A 16,650-nucleotide genomic window follows, 5' to 3' on the forward strand; every position below is an offset into this window, starting at 1 on the left:
CGTGTGCTCTTCCGATCTGGGCGGCGCGGCCGGCTGCGTCAGCGCGGGCAGCAGGTCGCTCGCGGCGGCTGCGATCGCCGCGCGCTTGGCCGGCTGGTCGGCGGGGATGAAGGTCGACAGCGTGGTCGTGCGGCCCACTTCGGGCAGTGCGTCGAGGCGCTTCGCTGCCGCGTCGGCATCGGCGAGCGACGGCGCGAGCAGCGTGACGTCGTTGACGGCGGCTTCCGGCGAATCCTTCAGCGCGAGCAGCGTCGCCATCGATTCGCTGTGCGGATCCTTCAGGTGCAGCGGGTTGAAGTCGAAGTGGAGAAATGCGAGCAGCGGCAGCGCGCCGACCACGACCACGAGCGTGCCGATCAGGATCGGCTTGCGATGGCGATCAAGGTAGTCGTCGACCGGCGCGAGCCACGGGAAGCCCGGCGTCTTCGATTCGCCCGGCGGCGCGAACAGGCGCAGCAGCGCCGGCAGCAGCGTGATCGTGGTCAGCAGTGCGACGAACATCCCGACGCCCGCGATCAGGCCGAGTTCGGACACGCCGCGATAGGCGGTGGGAATGAACGAGAAGAAGCTCGCCGCGACGGCCGCGGTGGCCAGCGCGAGCGGCATGCCCATCGAGTGCGCGGCGCCGATCAGCGCGTGATCGATGCGCGGATCGCGGAAGCGCTCCTCGCGGTATTTCACGCCGTACTGGATCGAGAAGTCGACGCCGAGGCCGACGAACAGCACCATGAACGCGACCGAGATCATGTTCAGCGAGCCGACCATCGCGAGGCCGAGCGCGGCGGTCACGACGAGGCCGACGAACAGCGTGACGAGCACCGAGCCGATCATCCGCTTCGAGCGCAGCGCCAGCCACAGGATGACGAGGACGGCGAGCAGCGTGAGCGCGCCGTTGAGCGCCGCGCCATCTTCGACGGACGCGAATTCGTCGTCGGCGAGCGGCTGTTCGCCGGTCAGGCGCACGACGGCGCCGTAGTGCTTCTCGAGGTCGAGCGAACGGGCCGCGTCGCGGATCACCTGGCTGGTTTCCGCGCCGGCCTTCAGCGCGCCGTAGTTGACCACCGGCTGCACGGTGACGAACGCGCGCGCGGGCTGCCGCGCGGCATCGTTGTCGACCAGCGCGCGCCACGAGAACGCGGCCGGCTTGCCGGCCAGCACGTCGTCGACCGTCGCGGCGCTGCGTGCGAGCAGCTTCGCCATCGCGGGCAGTTTCACCTGGCCGGTCAGGAGCGGCTGGCCGAGCGTGGTGGAGAGTGTGGTCGCGAGGCCGGTCAGGCTCGGGTTCTTCGCGAGTTCGTTGACGAGCGGGCGCGCGCTCGCGAGCTGCGAGGTGGTATCCGTGACCTCCTGCGGCGACAGGAACAGCAGCCCGTTGTGCTCGAAGAACGGCCCGCCGCCGGGCTCGGCGACCTGGCCGATGCGGCCGGCGTCGGCATCCTTGCGCAGCGCTTCGGTCAGCGCATGCGCGGCGGCGTTCGCGAATTCGGGCGCCGGTGCCTCGACGACCGCGAGGATCGTGCCGTTGCGTTGCGGGAACGCCTTGTCGACGGCCTGCCCGAGGGCGGCCCATTGCGGCTCGGCATCGACGAGCTTGCTGATGTCGGTGTTGATCTTGAAATGCTGCGCGACATAGACGCCGCTGAACGCGGCGATGACGAGCGACAGGACGACGACCCAGACGGGGCGGCGCACCGACCATGCAACGAGTCGGACGATGAGAGATGTCACCATGTGGCGGTGGGGAGCGGCTGGCAAGGGCAAAGTAGCCAAGTATACCGGCGCAGCGTGGCGGCGGTCGTGACGTTGGGGGTTTCGGGGCGGGAAGGAGATTTGTTCGCGACGGCGGAATCGATACCGATGGTTCGCCGGTTTGTAAGGGGATATTTACATAATCGGCGCCGCCGTGCCTCGTCGCGCCGCCGCACGCCTGTGACAAAGGAACCTGAAAGGTAACAGTCGGTCACGGCGGCGCACCGAGGCGTCGGGCCCGGTATACTTTGCTCCGTCGGCCGGTGCAATGAACCGGTCGTTTTTTCTCATCGAGCGATATTCGTATGAAACGTCATCTGTTTGCTTTCGTCGCGGCGGCCGCCGTGTCGGTTTCCGCTTTTGCGCAGAGCGCGCCGGTCGATATCGTCCGCAGTGCGGTCGAAGGTACCGTCAACGCGATGAAGGCCGATCCGGCCGCACGCGGCGGGGACATGGCGAAGGTCTCGGCGGTCGTCGAGCAGCGCTTCCTGCCCGCGACCAACTTCGAGCGCACGACCCGCATCGCGGTCGGCGACGCGTGGAAGCAGGCCACGCCGCAGCAGCAGCAGGAGCTTTACAAGCAGTTCAAGCTGCTGATGACGCGCACCTACGCCGCGTCGCTCGCGCAGCTCGGCAGCCAGGACGCGAAGTTCTCGTTCAAGGCCGGCGGCGCGTCGGGCGCCGACGCGCTCGTGCAGTCGACCGTCACGACGCCGGGCGACAGCCAGTCGGTCGGTTATCGTCTCGGCAAGGTCGGCAACGACTGGAAGATCTACGACATCGACATGTCGGGCGCATGGCTGATCCAGGTCTACCAGGGCCAGTTCAAGAGCCAGCTCGCATCGGGCGGGATCGACGGCCTGATCGCGTATCTGCAGAAACACAATTCGCGGACGAACTGACCGCTGCTGCGCGGTTCGGAATCCGGATGCATGAAGGGCGCCCTCGGGCGCCCTTGTTTATTTACCCTGGGGCGTGCACGCGCAAGTCCACGCCGCCTTCGCACACATCGAGGCTCGCTGTGCGCGGCCTACTGATACGTCATGGTGAAGGTCAGCACGGCGTTTGCGCTGCCGGCTGTTACCTTCGCGGCCGTCTGGTAGTACCTGGCGGTGAGCGGGATCGTGTAGGAGCCGCCGGTCGATTTGCTGTAGCTCGTCAGCGTGTACTGCGTGTTGTATTTCAGCGCGTTGCCGTTGCCGTCCTTCAGTTGCAGGCCGATACCGGTGGCCGTCGAACCGCTCGACAGCGCCAGCACGCCGTTGGTGCTGTCGAGGACGGCATTGACCGGGATGAACTGGTACTGGATCGAGTTCAGGCCTGTCGGGCAGGCGTTGACCGCCACGTTGAGCGAGACGGCCTGCTTGTTGGTCGAGCCGATGCCCGTGAATTCCGACTGCATGGGCGAGCCCATGTTGACCGTCACGTTCGGCGTGGTGCACGCCGCGACATTGACGATGGTCGAGGTCAGCGAATACGACACGTGGCTCGAAGCGGAGACCGCAAACGGGCCGTTGATGTTTGCTCCCCCCGTCGAGGGCGCTCCCTCGAACAGCACGCCGCCCGTCACCGTGCCCGCCGTGATGGCGCCGGTCTTGACCAGCGCCACCTGAACCTGGCCGCCGTTGGTGACCAAACTGTTCGTACCGTTTTGGTTACAGGCCCACCCAGCCCAAGGGCTGGGTAGCGGCGGCCTCGGCGTGCCGAGATCGTCCCAAGGCTGCCATCCACAACCGTTCGCATAGGAACGCACGCCGATCGCGACACCGACGCCCGGCACATTGGTATTCCAGACCGTATAGGCCACACCATTCGGCCCGGCGACCGTCATGCCGGCCTTGGTCATCGACAGCGCTTCGAAGGCCATACCCGAGAATGCAGAACCCGACACGAGGCAACTATAGAAGTTGGTGGTGGCCGGAGTACTGGCCCAGGTCGTCAGCACCGTACCGATCGCTGCGTCGCGCGGGATCGTCACCGAAGCCGGCATCGAGATCGTCACCGTCTGTGCCGTGCCAGTGCAATTGGCGCTCTGCGCGAACGCGGCACGCGAACCCGGACCAAGCATCAACGCTACCAGCGCGAGCAACCAGAACACCATGCGGCCCCAGCCGCGCGCCGACTTCGCCTGCCGGCGCTTCGCGGTCGAATTTTCGTTTCGTTTCATGACCTCTCCCAGGCTCATTTCATCAGCAGCGCTCATTTCGTACATACCGCTTCCGTATCGGTCCACCGTTGCCGGCTCGTCTTGCTCGCCGGCGCAAGCGTGTAGGACAGCGAACAACCCTCGGCGGCCGTGTCGCCCCACTTCACCTTCAACGTGCCGGTATCCGTCTTCACGCCGCGCAGCACGACGCGGCCATCCTGCGCCACGGTGCCGACGTTCTGCCCCGCCGCATCGCTCACTTCTGCGCCGAAGGGAACCGGCTCACCATCGGCCATGCGCGCGCGCATGATCACCGCGCGTCCGCCGCCCTCGGTCTCGTACTTCAGTCGCACCACCGCACCCGCGGTCGGCGCGACGTGCTGCGCGCTGGATTTCAGCTCGACGCTCATCGGCACGCCCTTCGGATCGATTTCCACCTCGTTGGTCGAGAACGGCGTCAGGGTCGATACCAGGGCATGACCGAACCGATCGATGCGCAGGCCGCTGCCGGCCGTCACGCGTGCGCCGTTTGCGTCCTTGGCCTCGACGATCGCCATCGTCTCGCCCATGGTCGGCGTAAAGGCCACGCCGCCGGCATAGGCCACCATGCCGCCCGAGATGCCGCCGCCGTACTGCGTAAAGCCGGTGCCCTTCGAAGCGTTGCCCGACAAGGTCGCATACGGCGCCATGTAGGACACGTTGCCGCCGACGTTGACGGTCGCACCGGTGCCGCTGCCGCGGGTATGACCGACGTTCACGCCATAGCTGAGCGCGTTGTCGATACCGAGCGAGCCGGTCAGCGACTGCTGGACCAGGGTTGCGCCGTGGCTGTCGTGTTGCAGGCTGGTCGACGAGTACAACGTGCGCGAGCCGAGGTTCAGCGGGATCGACACGTTCAGCATGAAGCGGTTGTCCCAGCGGTTTTGCGTCGCGTCGAATTGGCGCGCGACCGACACGCCGTAGTTGATGCGCCGGAAATTGTTGCTGTAGCCGGCCTGGAACTGCGTGTCGTTGCCGCTGCGATTCCAGTAATTGACGGTCGAGCCAGACAGGTAGAACGAGCCCCAGCCTTCCGGCAGGCCCTGGTTCAGCATGACCTGGAACTGACCGCGACGCACGCCGCCCGACAGCAGGCCGTTCACGCCGCCGGTCTGCTGGCTGCGCAACTGCATGGCGTCTTGCAGGCCCAGGTAGCCGCTGCTCGAATAACGATAGGCGGCCACCGCGATATTGGTGTTGGTCGGACTGATCAGCTTGCTGTACGAGAGCTTCACGCTCTGGCCGTGGCGCGTGCCCATGCCGGGCAGATCGGTGTTGGCCTGCGTGATGTCCAGCGCAAACGAGCCCAGCCCGGTGTTGAGCGCGACGCCGGCCAGGCCCGCCAGGTAGCCGGGCGCGGCCGTCATGCCGCCGTAGCCGGTGATCAGGTTGGTGAAACCGTGCTGTACGGTCGCCTGGAATAGCGCGGGCTTGCTCGACAGCAGCGGACTGCGGTACTGGCCGGCCGTCACGCTGAAACGCGTGATGCCGGGCCGCAGCGAACTGACGGCCGACGCATACGGCACCTTGAAGGTGTGGATGCTGCCGTCGGCTTCGGTCACGATGACGTCGAGGTCGCCGCCATAACCGGTCGCATAGAGATCGTCGATCTCGAACGGGCCGGTCGCGACGTTGGCGCTGTAGACGATGTTGCCGTTCTGGCGCACTTGCACCAGCGCATTGCTGTTGGCGATGCCGTGGATGGTCGGCGCATAGCCGCGTTGCGATTCCGGATACATGCGCTCGTCGCTGGCGATCCGCACGCCGCGAAAGCCCACGCTGTCGAACATCGAGCCGTCGGTGAACGCGTCGCCGATCACGAGCTGCGCCTTCAGGCGCGCGATCGAGCGCTGCAGGCTGGTCTGCACGCTCTGGTAGTGCGTGCCGCCGTGCGTGTTGTAGGTGGTGTTGCCGTTGTGGCGGAAGCGCCAGGGCCCGACGTTCAGGCCGGCGGTCAGGCCCAGGTAGGCCTGGGTCGACGAGGCGCCCTGGTTGTCGGCGCGGTAGAGGTTGCCGTTGTACGACAGCAGCGCAGCCGGCACGCCCTCGTCCCAGTAGCGCGGATCCACGTAGCCGCGCGCCGCGCGGCTCAACGAGGCCTGCGGGATGCTGACGTCGAGCCGCTGCTCGCCATTGTCGAAGGTGGCGACGGCGTCCGGCACCAGCATGCCGATCGTCGCGCAGGCATGGTTCGAGTCCGTCAGCATGCGCGTCGCTTCGGGCGACAGCTTCGCGAGATCCACCCCGACCTGCTGCAGCAGCTCGCGATCGAAGCAGGGCTGGACGTTGTTTCGGCTGTCGTCCACCTGGCGCAGTGTGATCGCGGTACGACCGATCCAGTTCGTGTTGACGTACAGGTCGGCGCGATACGAACCCGGCGCCGCGGCATTGCCTTTTTCGAAGCGACTGACGTCCACCCGCGTGCCGCCCGGGCGCTGCAGGAACAGGTCGTCGAACTGGACTTCCGCCACCTGTGTGGCGCTTGTGGTCTGCGCCATCGCGCCCGTCGACGCAAACACCGACAGCGCGAGCAGGAAGCACGGGCGCGGGCGCCAGCGCACGAATGGCGGCAAACTCGAAAGACGTTGGATCACGATAGGCACCCGAGCGTGAGCAAGCCTCCGCCCTGCCCGGGCGGGCATGCTTGGTCTTGCTGTGGAAAGGACGTGGCGCGCTACCCGCGCCTCGCGCAATGGAAGAGAGTCAGTCGCGCATCATCGCGACGGCGCGGCGGCGTCTGACCGCAATGGCGTCTCGCCGATGACCGAGCCGCCGTAGTCGTTCAGCGTCGTGTAACGCACGCTGGCGCCGGCCGAGCCGGGCACATCGCCTTTCAGCGGGAAGGCGCGCGTCTCGCCGGGCCCGACCATGCCGCCATCGTCGAAGATTGCGCTGCGTCCGCCCGACTGCACGCTGATCATGGTCAGCGACACATGGAACGGCGTCGGGTTGTGCGCCTCGATCGCCGGTTTGCCGTCGGCCTGTGTGAGCCGCCAGGTGAGCTGCGCCGGCGCGTCGGCCGATGAACCCGCGAGTTTTTCCGGACGATAGAACAGCTTGATGCGCGAACGGAATGCGAGCTGGATACGGTTCGTGTCCGCGTCCGCCGCGCTCGGCTTGGGCGGCACCTCGAGCACATTGAGCCAGAACACCGACTCGTGATCCTGCGGCATGGGCTCGCCGGTGTAGACGATGCGCAGCGTCTGCGATCTGGACGGATCGATCCGCGAGATCGGCGGCGTGACGGTGAAGGGCACCTTGGTCGTGGACGGCGCGCCGCGCACGTCACCTGTATCGACCCACGACTGCACGAGCGCGGGCGACTGGCCGGCGTTCGACAGCTTGAGCGTGACCTCGGATTCGCTCGCGGCATAGATTACGCGCGTGCCGCCGATCACCACCGATGCATCGGCGGGCGCTGCCAGGTAGCCGAGCCATGCGGCGCATGCGGTGGCGATCGCGCGCCGGAGTGTGTTTCGAAGCTTCATGATGGAGATCGATGCAGGTAGCGAGCACGAGGGGCGGTGCGACGTCGTGCCGCTCCGCCCGATCTTGCTATGTATAACTAAGTGATTGGTTACTGATAAACGAGCGAGTACATCACGCTCGACGTCGCCGCGCCTGCCGTTGCAGCGCCGGTTGCGAAGTACTGCGCGTAGTAGTTCAGCGTGGCGGTGCCGGCCGGGCTGATGGCGACCGACTTCGAGTTTTGCGAGGCGTCAGCCGCACCGATCTTGATAGGCGAATAGGTGCTGTCGCCGTTCAGCAGCTGGATCTCGACGTTGGTCGCGCCGCCGGCGGCCAGGATCAGGTTGCCGGTGGCGGTGTCGACCGTCGGGCCCGGTTCGAAGTAGGTGTGGACGTTGCCCGACGCCGGCGTGCAGGCCGTCAGTGCGATGTTGAAGGGCGTGCGGTTGGCATACTGGCCTGCGGCGGCCAGCGCGCTGGTCGACACCGATTGCAGCGGCACATTGAAGTTGTTCGAGCCGCTACCGTTGCCGTTGATCGTGCAGGTTTGCGCGGTAACGCTGCCGTTGAACGTGATTGTGCCGTCGGTTGCGGATGCGATTTGCGACGCAGTGGCTGCAGCCACGAACAACACGGCGGTAATGAGTTTGGTTTGCATGTTTTGGTTTCCGAAAGAATCGATCTGGATGGTGATACGACGCCGACGCGATATCCGTTGACAGCGCGACGCGACATCCAACGGCAACCCGAAAAGGCATCACACGGCCGAATATTATGTTTTCGGCTTGGTTACACTTGGACAGAACGAATGCTACTGGCGTCAACAATTCGTAAGATGAACAATTGTCACTTCGCGGTGGCACCAATAAAAAATGCCGTTCAGCGTGACTGAACGGCATTCGCCCTCGGGTGCCTGGTGCGTTGCCGTGCGTCAGGTGCCGACGCCGAGCATCCGCAGGCAATCGTCGACCACCGCGTCGACGAACGCGGCGCGATCCGTTTCCGGTGCCGCGATGATGTGGTCGGTCGCGCCGTGCACGCCCGCATAGATCAGCAGCGCGGTGACCTGCGGGTGCGCGAGCCGCCACGTGCCGGCCCGTGCGCCGCCGTCGAGAATCGCGCCGAGCTGTTCGAGGATCGCGTTCTTGTCGGCATTCGCGCGATCGTGGTGATGGTGATTCGCGTAGACGATGTCGTGCGTGCGATAGGTCGCCGCGTAGGTTTCGATGTTGGTTCGGATCCACGCGCGCAGGCGTGCGAGCCAGTCGTCGGCGTCGCACGCGTCCACCGCATGCTGCAACCGGTCGAGGAACGACGCCGTGTAGCGCTGCGCGAGCGCGGCGAGCATGTCGGATTTCGATTCGAAGTAGTGATAGAACGTGCCCTTCGCCACCTGCGCGTGCTCGACGATCTCGCTGATGGTCGTCGCTTCCACGCCCTGCGCGAGGAACAGCGTCTCGGCCGCGACCATCAGCTCCTCGAGGCGCACTTCCGCCGGCTTCGTGCGCGGCAGCTTGCCCGCCGGCGAGCCTTTTTCGGCAGATCGCGACGCCGAGCTACTTTCGCCGATGCTCGACCGCGAACTTGATCAGCTCGGCCTGTCCCTCGATCTCCAGCTTGCGCTTCAGGTTGAGCCGGTGCGTCTCGACCGTGCGCACCGACAGCCCCGTCTGCTGCGCGATCTGCTTGCTCGACAGCCCTTCCGCCAGCGCGTCGAGGATGTCGCGTTCGCGCGGCGTGAGCCGGTCGAGCGGCGACGCGGTCGTGCTCGCGTGGATCATCCGCGCGGCGAGCCCTTCGCTGAAGAACGTCTGGCCCGCCAGCACCGTGCCGATCGCGCGCACGATCTCGCTCGCGGGCGAATCCTTCAGCAGGTAGCCGCTCGCGCCGGCACGCACGGCCTGCGTCACGTATTCGACATTGTCGTGCATCGACAGCATCAGCACGCGGATGCCCGGAAAGCGTTCGTGAAACACGCCCGCGAGCGTGATGCCGTTCATTCCGTTCATGCCGATGTCCATCAGCGCGAGATCGGGTTCGAGCGACGCGGCGAGCGCGAGCGCCTCGTCGGCGTTGCCGGCTTCGCCGACCACGGACAGGTCGGCCGCTTCGAGCCGCATCCGCAAGCCGTCGCGCACGAGCGGGTGATCGTCGACGAGCAGCAGTCGGGCGACGGGCCGGGCGGTGTCGGGGGCGCTCATGCGTGAAAGGTCTCCTGTGATGGGGCGCGTCATGACGCGGCGCCGGGCAGCGGCACGCGCGCGGCGACGATCGTGTGGCCGACCTGCGACGTGATCGTCAGCGTGCCGCCGAGCGCGTCGAGGCGCTCGCGCATGTTGCGCAGGCCGATGCCGTGGCGCACGTCGGCCTGCGAGCGTTCGGCGTCGAAGCCGCAGCCGTTGTCGGCGATGGTCAGCGTGACGGATTGCGCGCCGACGTCGAGCGTGACGGCCGCGCGCGACGCGCGCGCATGATGCACGATGTTGCTCAACGCTTCCTGCGCGATCCGGAACAGCGCGGTGTTGACCGCCGCGGGCAGCGGCCGGGCGCCGCTGTGTGCGACCTGCGTATAACCGATGTCGACGCCGCTTTCGGCGCCGAGCTCGCGCACCAGCTGCTCGAGCGCCGCCGCGAGGCCGAGATCGTCGAGCATCGCGGGGCGCAGCGCATGCGAGATGCGTCGCACTTCACGCAGCGTGTCGCCGAGCCGCACGACGCCCGAGGTCAGCGCCTGCTCGGCCTCGGGCATGCGCGCGGTACCGCGTTCGAAGCGCGCGAGCGCGGATTCGAGCATCAGCTTCGCCGATACCATCATCTGGCTGATCCCGTCATGCAGCTCGCGTGACAGCCGCGCCCGCTCCTGCTCCTGCGATTCGACGACGCGCTGCGCGAGCAGCTTGAGCTTCGCGTCGGCACTGCGCGACTCGCTGACGTTCAGCACCAGCGCGCACACGGCGATCGCGGCGGCACCCGTGAGTGCGATCGCGGTGAGCCAGCTCATCGTGCGCTCGATGTTCGCGGACGCGCGCGCGTCGATGCGCTGCAGCGCGGTGTCGACATCGTCGAGATAGATGCCGGTGCCGACCATCCAGCCCCAGCGTTCGAGCGCGATGACGTAGCCCAGCTTCGGCGCGACGCGGCCCGTCGACGGCCGCTGCCACGCGTAGCGCACGTAGCCGCCGCCGCTCGACGCCGCGCCGATCAGCTTCTGGATCGTCAGCGCGCCCTGCGGGTCGCGCATCGACCAGTAGTTGTGGCCGACCCGCTCGGGCTCGCGCGGATGCATCAGGGAATTGCCGTGCAGGTCGTACACGAAGAAATAACCGTCCGGGCCGAAATCCATCTTCTGCAGCATCGCGAGCGCCTGCGTGCGCAGCAGCGCGTCGTCGCGCGCGTTGCGGCCGCTCGCGTCGTAGAGCGGCATGATCGCGCTCGTCGCGAGCTCGACGTAGTGCTTGAGCTCGACCTCCTTGCTCGACAGGTACGCGGCCTGGATCGTCGCATGCTGCGTGCGCGCGAGGGACGTCGCCTGCTGGCGCACGCCGAAACCGATGCCGGCGATCGCGAGCAGGAACGGCACGATGGCCAGAAGGAAGATCTTTGCCTTGAGTCTCATGGTGGTGCGAAGCGGCCGCGCACCGCGCGGGCCGGCCGGGCGAGGCAGCCGCGCGGCGGCGTGTCGAGGCGACATTGTCGGCGATTTTGCGCGCGGGCGGCGACAGTGGCCGGGCAGCCGCCCTGCCGTCGCCCGGCGGTGGCCCGTTCAGGCCCGCCGCGCCGCGAGGCCGCCGGAGGGGGCCGCGAGCACGACGATGCGGTTGCGCCCGCCTTCCTTCGCGCGATACAGCGCGTCGTCGGCCAGCTTCAGCGCGGCCTGCATGTCGTCGTCGTGTTCCGGATAGCTCGTCGTCACGCCGATGCTCACCGTCAGGCGGCCGGTCGCCCCGGCGTCGTGCCGGATGCCGAGATCGAGGACGCCCGTGCGGATCGTCTCGGCGATCGACGCCGCGCCGTCCGTGTCGACGTCGGGCAGCACGACGACGAACTCCTCGCCGCCGTAGCGCGCCGCGTAGTCGGCCGGGCGGCGCAGGCAGCCGGCGATGCAGTGGCCGACCGCGGCGAGCGCGTCGTCGCCGGCCTGGTGCCCTTGGGTGTCGTTGTAGCGCTTGAAGTAGTCGACGTCGATGAACAGCAGCGACAGCGCGTGCTGCGAGCGTGCGGCCCGGCGCCATTCGCGTGCGAGCGTGACGTCGAGCATGCGGCGGTTGTCGAGGCCCGTGAGGCCGTCGGTGCGCGCGAGCGCCTGCAGTTCGGTTTCCGCGCGGTGGCGCTTGCGCAGCTGCACGTCGAGCAGCAGCGACAGGCCGACGAAGCCGATCGCGAGCGCGACCATCGCCGAGCCGATCGGAATCGCACGGTCGTACCACGCGGCGTAGGTATCCGCTTCCGAGCGCGCGACCATGATGATGAGCGGCAGGTGCTCGAGATGCCGGAACACGTACAGGCGGCGCACGCCGTCGATCGACGCGGTATCGGCGAAGCTGCCTTCGTTGGCGGTCATGAAGCGCCGGAACGTGCTGGCGCGGCTGATGTCACGGCCGACGATCTTCGGGTCGTACGGCTCGCGCGCGAGCATCTTGCCGTCGGTGTTGATCAGCGCGATCGAGCCGCGATCGCCGAGCGACAGCCGCGAGAACAGGTTCTGGAAATATTCGAGCCGGATCGACATCACGGCGGCGCCGCCGAACGAGCCGTCGGGCTTCGTGATCCGCCGGCTGAGCGCGATGCTCGGCGAGCCGCCGCGCAAGCGCGAATGATACGGGGGGCTGACGTACAGGCCGACGTCGGGATGGTCGCGGTGCACCGCGAAGTACGGCTCGTCGCCGAAGTTGGCCTTGCGCGGCACGTCGCTCTTGCCGTCGACCGCGATGTCGCCCTTCGCGTCGAGCACGTAGATGCCGCCGAGGTACTTGGCCGTCGTCGCACGGTCGAACAGCACCTGGCGGCGCAGCGGCATCGGCAGCTTGACGACATCCGGGTCGTTCGCGCCTTCGACGACGGCCTGCAGCGACAGCGAGTAGATCTCGATGTTGCGCTCGATGTCCCACGACGCCATCAGCGCGAGATTCTGCTGCATCGAGATCGAGCGGTCGCGCGCGTCGATGCGGCCTTCGTACAGCACGATCCCGCACAGGGACAGCAGGAGCAGCGCGATCAGCAGCCCGGTATAGAAGATCAGGTGCGGCAGCAGGAGCCGGCGCAGATGTGCGGCGACACGGCTCGTCAGGCCGGATTCGCTGGGCACTGCGTAATCGGTTTCTGCCATGGTCCGTGGATCGATGGGCATTGCCGCCGGGCGGCGGGCCGATGCAATTGTTCGTATGACGTGGCGGCGGCGATCCGCCACGCGTCCATTCGACGCCTTTCTGCCGGCCGGCGAGAAAATGGACACTGATTACCGGGAATCGCGGCCAGATATACCGGTAAATCGCGCATTTACTGGTGACATCTACGCCGATTCAACGATCCGACGAATCGGGCAGTGCGAATTCAACGGAGTATAACGCGCGCGTTCGCGCGCGCGAAAAATGTTGCGGGCCGTTGATCCGGATCAAGTTTCAGTGAATTCCCGGGCTTGCGAATATCCGGCAAAGCGTTCCGGCGCAAGGCTGTACGGCATGAGCGGCGAAACCGCGGCGCGCGGCCGCCGATTCCATCGGGTTAACGGCAGGCGAGTGAAAAAAATGAAGGTATCGATATGCGCCGATTATTCGTTTCAACAGCCGGGCGAACGCGAAAATGAAAACGGGCGGCCGTTGCGGCCGCCCGTTTCGTGAAGCCCGGCGTACGGGCTTCCGGCTTACGGGCTCCCGGCATACGGGCTCCCGGCACGCCGGAAACCCGCGGCACGGCCGTGCTTATCCGCCGTGCTGTTGCGCCTTGAACGCGAGCCGGAACCGGTGCAGCAGCGGCTCGGTATAACCGCTCGGCTGCGACGTGCCCTGCAGCGCGAGCGCGCATGCGGCCTTGAACGCGGTCGACTGGTCGTAGCCGGGCGCCATCGGGCGATAGTTCGGGTCGCCGGCGTTCTGCTGGTCGACGACGCGCGCCATCCGCTTGAACACGTCGAGCACGAACGCCTCGGTGATCACGCCGTGGCGCAGCCAGTTCGCGATGTGCTGGCTCGAGATGCGCAGCGTCGCGCGGTCTTCCATCAGGCCGACGTCGTGGATGTCCGGCACCTTCGAGCAGCCGACACCCTGTTCGACCCAGCGCACGACATAGCCGAGGATGCCCTGCGCGTTGTTCTCGACTTCGCTCAGGATCTCGGCTTCGCTCCACTCGGCACGCTCGACGACCGGCACGGTCAGCAGCCCTTCGAGCAGCGTGTCGCGTTCGCTCGCGTACGGCGTCTTCTCGAGTTCCTGCTGGACGGCCTGCACGTCGACGAGGTGGTAGTGCAGCGCGTGCAGCGTCGCGGCGGTCGGCGACGGCACCCACGCGGTGTTCGCGCCGGCGCGCGGATGCGCGATCTTCTGCTCGAGCATCGCGTGCATCAGGTCGGGCATCGCCCACATGCCCTTGCCGATCTGCGCGCGGCCGCGCAGGCCGGCCGACAGGCCCGCGAGCACGTTGTTGCGCTCGTACGACTGGATCCACGCCGACGATTTCATGTCGCCCTTGCGGATCATCGGGCCCGCTTCCATCGCGGTGTGCATCTCGTCGCCGGTGCGGTCGAGGAAGCCGGTGTTGATGAACGCGACGCGCGCGGCGGCGGCGGCGATACACGCGGCGAGGTTCACGCTGGTGCGGCGCTCCTCGTCCATGATGCCCATCTTCAGCGTGTTGCGCGGCAGGTTGTACAGATCCTCGATGCGCGCGAACAGCGTATCGGCGAACGCGACTTCGACCGGGCCGTGCATCTTCGGCTTCACGATGTAGATCGAGCCGGTGCGCGAGTTGCGCTTCGCCTTCAGGTCGTGCAGCGAGCACAGCACCGTGACGACGCCGTCGAGGATCCCTTCCGGAATCTCGTTGCCGTCGCGGTCGAGCACCGCGCCGTTGGTCATCAGGTGGCCGACGTTGCGCACGAACAGCAGCGAGCGGCCGTGCAGCGACAGCGTGCCGCCGTCGGGCGTCGTGTACTCGCGGTCGGCGTTCAGGCGGCGCGTGAAGGTCTTGCCGCCCTTCGCGACTTCCTCGACCAGCGTGCCCTGCATCAGGCCGAGCCAGTTGCGGTAGAGCTGGACCTTGTCGTCGGCGTCCACCGCCGCGACCGAATCCTCGCAGTCGATGATCGTGCTGACCGCGGCTTCGAGCACGATGTCCTTCACGTTCGCGAGATCGGCGCGGCCGATCGGCGTCGATGCGTCGATCTGGATCTCGAGGTGCAGGCCGTTGTGCTTCAGCAGGATCGCGGACGGCGCATCGGCCGCGCCCTGGTAGCCGACGAACTGCGCCGGCTGCGCGAGGCCGACGATCCCCTTGGCGGTTTCGACGGCAAGCTGGCCGTCCTGCACGCGGTAGCGCAGCGCGTCGCGGTGCGAGCCGCTCGCGAGCGGCGCCGCGTTGTCGAGCACGTTGCGCGCGTAGTCGATCACGCGCTGGCCGCGCGTCGGGTTGTAGGCGGTGGTGCGTTCGGCGCCGCCGTCTTCCGGCAGTGCATCGGTGCCGTACAGCGCGTCGTACAGGCTGCCCCAGCGGGCGTTCGCGGCGTTCAGCGCATAACGCGCGTTCGACAGCGGCACGACGAGCTGCGGGCCGGCCTGCGTCGCGATCTCGCTGTCGACGTTCGCGGTGGCTGCCGCGACGTTCGACGGGACCGGCACGAGGTAGCCGATTTGTTCGAGGAATGCGCGATACGCGGCGTGGTCGCGCACCGGGCCGGGGTGCGCGCGGTGCCAGGTGTCGAGTTCCTGCTGCAGGCGGTCGCGTTCCGCGAGCAGCTCGCGGTTGCGCGGCGCCAGGTCGTGCACCAGGGCCGAGAAACCGCTCCAGAACGCGGCCTTGTCGATGCCGGTGCCCGGCAACGCTTCGTTTTCAATGAACTGGCTCAGCGCTGGCGCGACTTGCAGTCCTGCTTGGTCGATCATCGTTAATCCTCCCGGGGAAAAATGCGCGCGCGGTTTGGCTGGTTATGTCGCGACGCTTTGTGTGCCGGCGCGGGCAATCTGCGCGTCCTGTTCGGACTTTACGCCAGACACGCCGATCGCGCCCGCGATCCGGCCACCGACCGTGACCGGCACGCCGCCTTCGAGCAACCCCGTCAGCGGCGCGCTGAGAAACGCGGTGCGGCCACCGTTGATCATATCCTCATACGCCTTCGTCTCGCGCCGGCCGAGCGCCGCCGCGCGCGCCTTGTCCTGCGCGATATAGCTGCTCGCCGCCGACGCGCCGTCGAGGCGCGCGAACGCGAGCAGGTGCCCGCCGTCGTCGACGACGGCGATCGACACGGCCCAGCCGTGACGCTCGGCTTCCGCGCGGGCGGCGGCGAGCATGCGTTCGACGTCGGCGAGTTCGAGTTCGGGTTTCGTCTGCATGGCATTCCTCCGGAGTCAGGTCAGTTGACGAGATGGTTGTCGACGAGCTCGATCCAGTGGCGCACCGGCGTGCGGCCTGCGCCGTTCAGGTGAGTCTGGCAGCCTACGTTGGCCGTGACAATCAGGTCCGGGCGTGCGGCTTCGAGCGCGTCGAGCTTGTTGTCGCGCAGCGTCGTCGCGAGTTCGGGCTGCGTCAGCGAATACGTGCCGGCCGAACCGCAGCACAGATGGCCGTCGGCGACATTCGTCAGATCGAAGCCGAGCCGCGTCAGGATGTTTTCCACCGCGCCGCCGAGCCGCTGCGCGTGCTGCAGCGTGCACGGGCAATGAACCGCGATGCGGCGCGGCGTCGATTCGGCCAGCGCGTCGAGCGGCTCGGCCGCGATCACTTCGGCGAGGTCGCGCGCGAGCGCGCTGACGCGCCGCGCCTTCTCCGCGTAGACGGGGTCGGAGCGCAGCAGGTCGCCGTATTCCTTCACGAACGCGCCGCAGCCGCTTGCCGTCAGCACGATCGCTTCCGCGCCCGCTTCGATCGCGGGCCACCATGCGTCGACGTTGCGGCGTGCGCGGGCGAGGCCGGCATCCTGCGCGTTCAGGTGATATTCGGTCGCGCCGCAGCAGCCGGCCTCGCGCGCCGGGCTCACGCTGATGCCGAGCCGGTCGAGCACGCGCGCGGCGGCCGCATTGGTGTTCGGCGACAGCGACGGC

14 protein-coding genes are annotated in these 16,650 nt (G+C 67.3%); 2 read left to right on the forward strand and 12 right to left on the reverse strand.

Translation table 11 applies throughout. The annotated features are described in order from the left end of the window. Window positions 1-1,731, reverse strand: a 1,731-nt coding sequence (locus L810_RS26585; protein ID WP_042976307.1) for an MMPL family transporter, incomplete at its 3' end; no start/stop codon positions are given. Between the two features lie 323 nt (window positions 1,732-2,054). On the opposite strand from L810_RS26585, the gene L810_RS26590 reads away from it, so the two are divergent. Next, complete coding sequence (locus tag L810_RS26590) at window positions 2,055-2,651, forward strand: MlaC/ttg2D family ABC transporter substrate-binding protein (RefSeq protein WP_021161402.1); 597 nt, start codon at window positions 2,055-2,057, stop codon at window positions 2,649-2,651. A gap of 128 nt (window positions 2,652-2,779) precedes the next feature. Here the strand turns inward: L810_RS26590 and L810_RS26595 are convergent, their stop codons facing one another. The 8 genes from L810_RS26595 to L810_RS26630 all read right to left on the reverse strand — a co-directional run bounded on the left by L810_RS26595 (window position 2,780) and on the right by L810_RS26630 (window position 12,728). After that, a complete protein-coding gene (locus L810_RS26595; RefSeq protein ID WP_021161403.1) occupies window positions 2,780-3,961 on the reverse strand; it encodes a fimbrial protein in 1,182 nt (393 codons plus the stop codon). Beyond that, window positions 3,949-6,576: a fimbria/pilus outer membrane usher protein gene (locus tag L810_RS26600; RefSeq protein ID WP_042976309.1), complete on the reverse strand. Its 2,628-nt coding sequence runs from the start codon at window positions 6,574-6,576 to the stop codon at window positions 3,949-3,951. Before L810_RS26600 ends, L810_RS26595 begins: the two co-directional genes overlap by 13 nt. Window positions 6,577-6,648: 72 nt before the next feature. Beyond that, window positions 6,649-7,422 (reverse strand): fimbria/pilus periplasmic chaperone, encoded by a 774-nt coding sequence (locus L810_RS26605; RefSeq protein ID WP_021161405.1) that lies wholly within the window; start codon window positions 7,420-7,422, stop codon window positions 6,649-6,651. A gap of 89 nt (window positions 7,423-7,511) precedes the next feature. Continuing rightward, the gene (locus L810_RS26610; protein ID WP_021161406.1) at window positions 7,512-8,060 is read right to left on the reverse strand and encodes a fimbrial protein; all 549 of its coding nucleotides are present in this window, start codon (window positions 8,058-8,060) and stop codon (window positions 7,512-7,514) included. Window positions 8,061-8,333: 273 nt separating this feature from the next. Next, entirely contained in the window at window positions 8,334-8,873 is a 540-nt protein-coding gene (locus L810_RS26615) for a TetR/AcrR family transcriptional regulator (protein ID WP_257008989.1), read from the reverse strand. An 85-nt stretch (window positions 8,874-8,958) separates the two neighbouring features. Continuing rightward, window positions 8,959-9,603: a response regulator gene (locus L810_RS26620; RefSeq protein ID WP_042976314.1), complete on the reverse strand. Its 645-nt coding sequence runs from the start codon at window positions 9,601-9,603 to the stop codon at window positions 8,959-8,961. A gap of 29 nt (window positions 9,604-9,632) precedes the next feature. After that, window positions 9,633-11,018: a cache domain-containing protein gene (locus tag L810_RS26625; RefSeq protein ID WP_042976316.1), complete on the reverse strand. Its 1,386-nt coding sequence runs from the start codon at window positions 11,016-11,018 to the stop codon at window positions 9,633-9,635. A 147-nt stretch (window positions 11,019-11,165) separates the two neighbouring features. Beyond that, on the reverse strand, window positions 11,166-12,728 hold the full coding sequence (locus L810_RS26630; RefSeq protein ID WP_042976319.1) for a sensor domain-containing diguanylate cyclase: 1,563 nt from the start codon (window positions 12,726-12,728) through the stop codon (window positions 11,166-11,168). Between the two features lie 352 nt (window positions 12,729-13,080). Between L810_RS26630 and L810_RS47520 the strand changes: the two genes are divergently transcribed. Continuing rightward, a complete protein-coding gene (locus tag L810_RS47520; RefSeq protein WP_155638190.1) occupies window positions 13,081-13,239 on the forward strand; it encodes a hypothetical protein in 159 nt (52 codons plus the stop codon). A gap of 81 nt (window positions 13,240-13,320) precedes the next feature. Here L810_RS47520 and L810_RS26635 read toward each other — a convergent pair whose 3' ends face one another. The 3 genes from L810_RS26635 to glcF form a co-directional block, all read right to left on the reverse strand. Beyond that, complete coding sequence (locus L810_RS26635) at window positions 13,321-15,495, reverse strand: malate synthase G (protein WP_021161411.1); 2,175 nt, start codon at window positions 15,493-15,495, stop codon at window positions 13,321-13,323. A gap of 42 nt (window positions 15,496-15,537) precedes the next feature. Continuing rightward, window positions 15,538-15,942, reverse strand: a complete 405-nt coding sequence (locus tag L810_RS26640; RefSeq protein WP_021161412.1) for a GlcG/HbpS family heme-binding protein — start codon at window positions 15,940-15,942, stop codon at window positions 15,538-15,540. Window positions 15,943-15,962: 20 nt separating this feature from the next. Next, a partial coding sequence (gene glcF / locus L810_RS26645) for a glycolate oxidase subunit GlcF (RefSeq protein WP_042976321.1) occupies window positions 15,963-16,650 on the reverse strand: 688 nt, incomplete at its 5' end.

The sequence above is a fragment of the Burkholderia sp. AU4i genome, from assembly GCF_000466765.1.
Classification (GTDB): domain Bacteria; phylum Pseudomonadota; class Gammaproteobacteria; order Burkholderiales; family Burkholderiaceae; genus Burkholderia; species Burkholderia cepacia.

Excerpts from the sequence above, each read along its gene's own strand:
- L810_RS26640 (WP_021161412.1), bottom strand. The coding sequence starts at position 15,942 with ATGCAGACGAAACCCGAACTCGAACTCGCCGACGTCGAACGCATGCTC.
- L810_RS26615 (WP_257008989.1), bottom strand. The coding sequence starts at position 8,873 with ATGGTCGCGGCCGAGACGCTGTTCCTCGCGCAGGGCGTGGAAGCGACG.
- L810_RS26620 (WP_042976314.1), bottom strand. The coding sequence starts at position 9,603 with ATGAGCGCCCCCGACACCGCCCGGCCCGTCGCCCGACTGCTGCTCGTC.
- L810_RS26605 (WP_021161405.1), bottom strand. The coding sequence starts at position 7,422 with ATGAAGCTTCGAAACACACTCCGGCGCGCGATCGCCACCGCATGCGCC.
- L810_RS47520 (WP_155638190.1), top strand. The coding sequence starts at position 13,081 with ATGAGCGGCGAAACCGCGGCGCGCGGCCGCCGATTCCATCGGGTTAAC.
- L810_RS26610 (WP_021161406.1), bottom strand. The coding sequence starts at position 8,060 with ATGCAAACCAAACTCATTACCGCCGTGTTGTTCGTGGCTGCAGCCACT.
- L810_RS26625 (WP_042976316.1), bottom strand. The coding sequence starts at position 11,018 with ATGAGACTCAAGGCAAAGATCTTCCTTCTGGCCATCGTGCCGTTCCTG.
- L810_RS26590 (WP_021161402.1), top strand. The coding sequence starts at position 2,055 with ATGAAACGTCATCTGTTTGCTTTCGTCGCGGCGGCCGCCGTGTCGGTT.
- L810_RS26595 (WP_021161403.1), bottom strand. The coding sequence starts at position 3,961 with ATGTACGAAATGAGCGCTGCTGATGAAATGAGCCTGGGAGAGGTCATG.
- L810_RS26635 (WP_021161411.1), bottom strand. The coding sequence starts at position 15,495 with ATGATCGACCAAGCAGGACTGCAAGTCGCGCCAGCGCTGAGCCAGTTC.
- L810_RS26630 (WP_042976319.1), bottom strand. The coding sequence starts at position 12,728 with ATGGCAGAAACCGATTACGCAGTGCCCAGCGAATCCGGCCTGACGAGC.
- L810_RS26600 (WP_042976309.1), bottom strand. The coding sequence starts at position 6,576 with ATGCCCGCCCGGGCAGGGCGGAGGCTTGCTCACGCTCGGGTGCCTATC.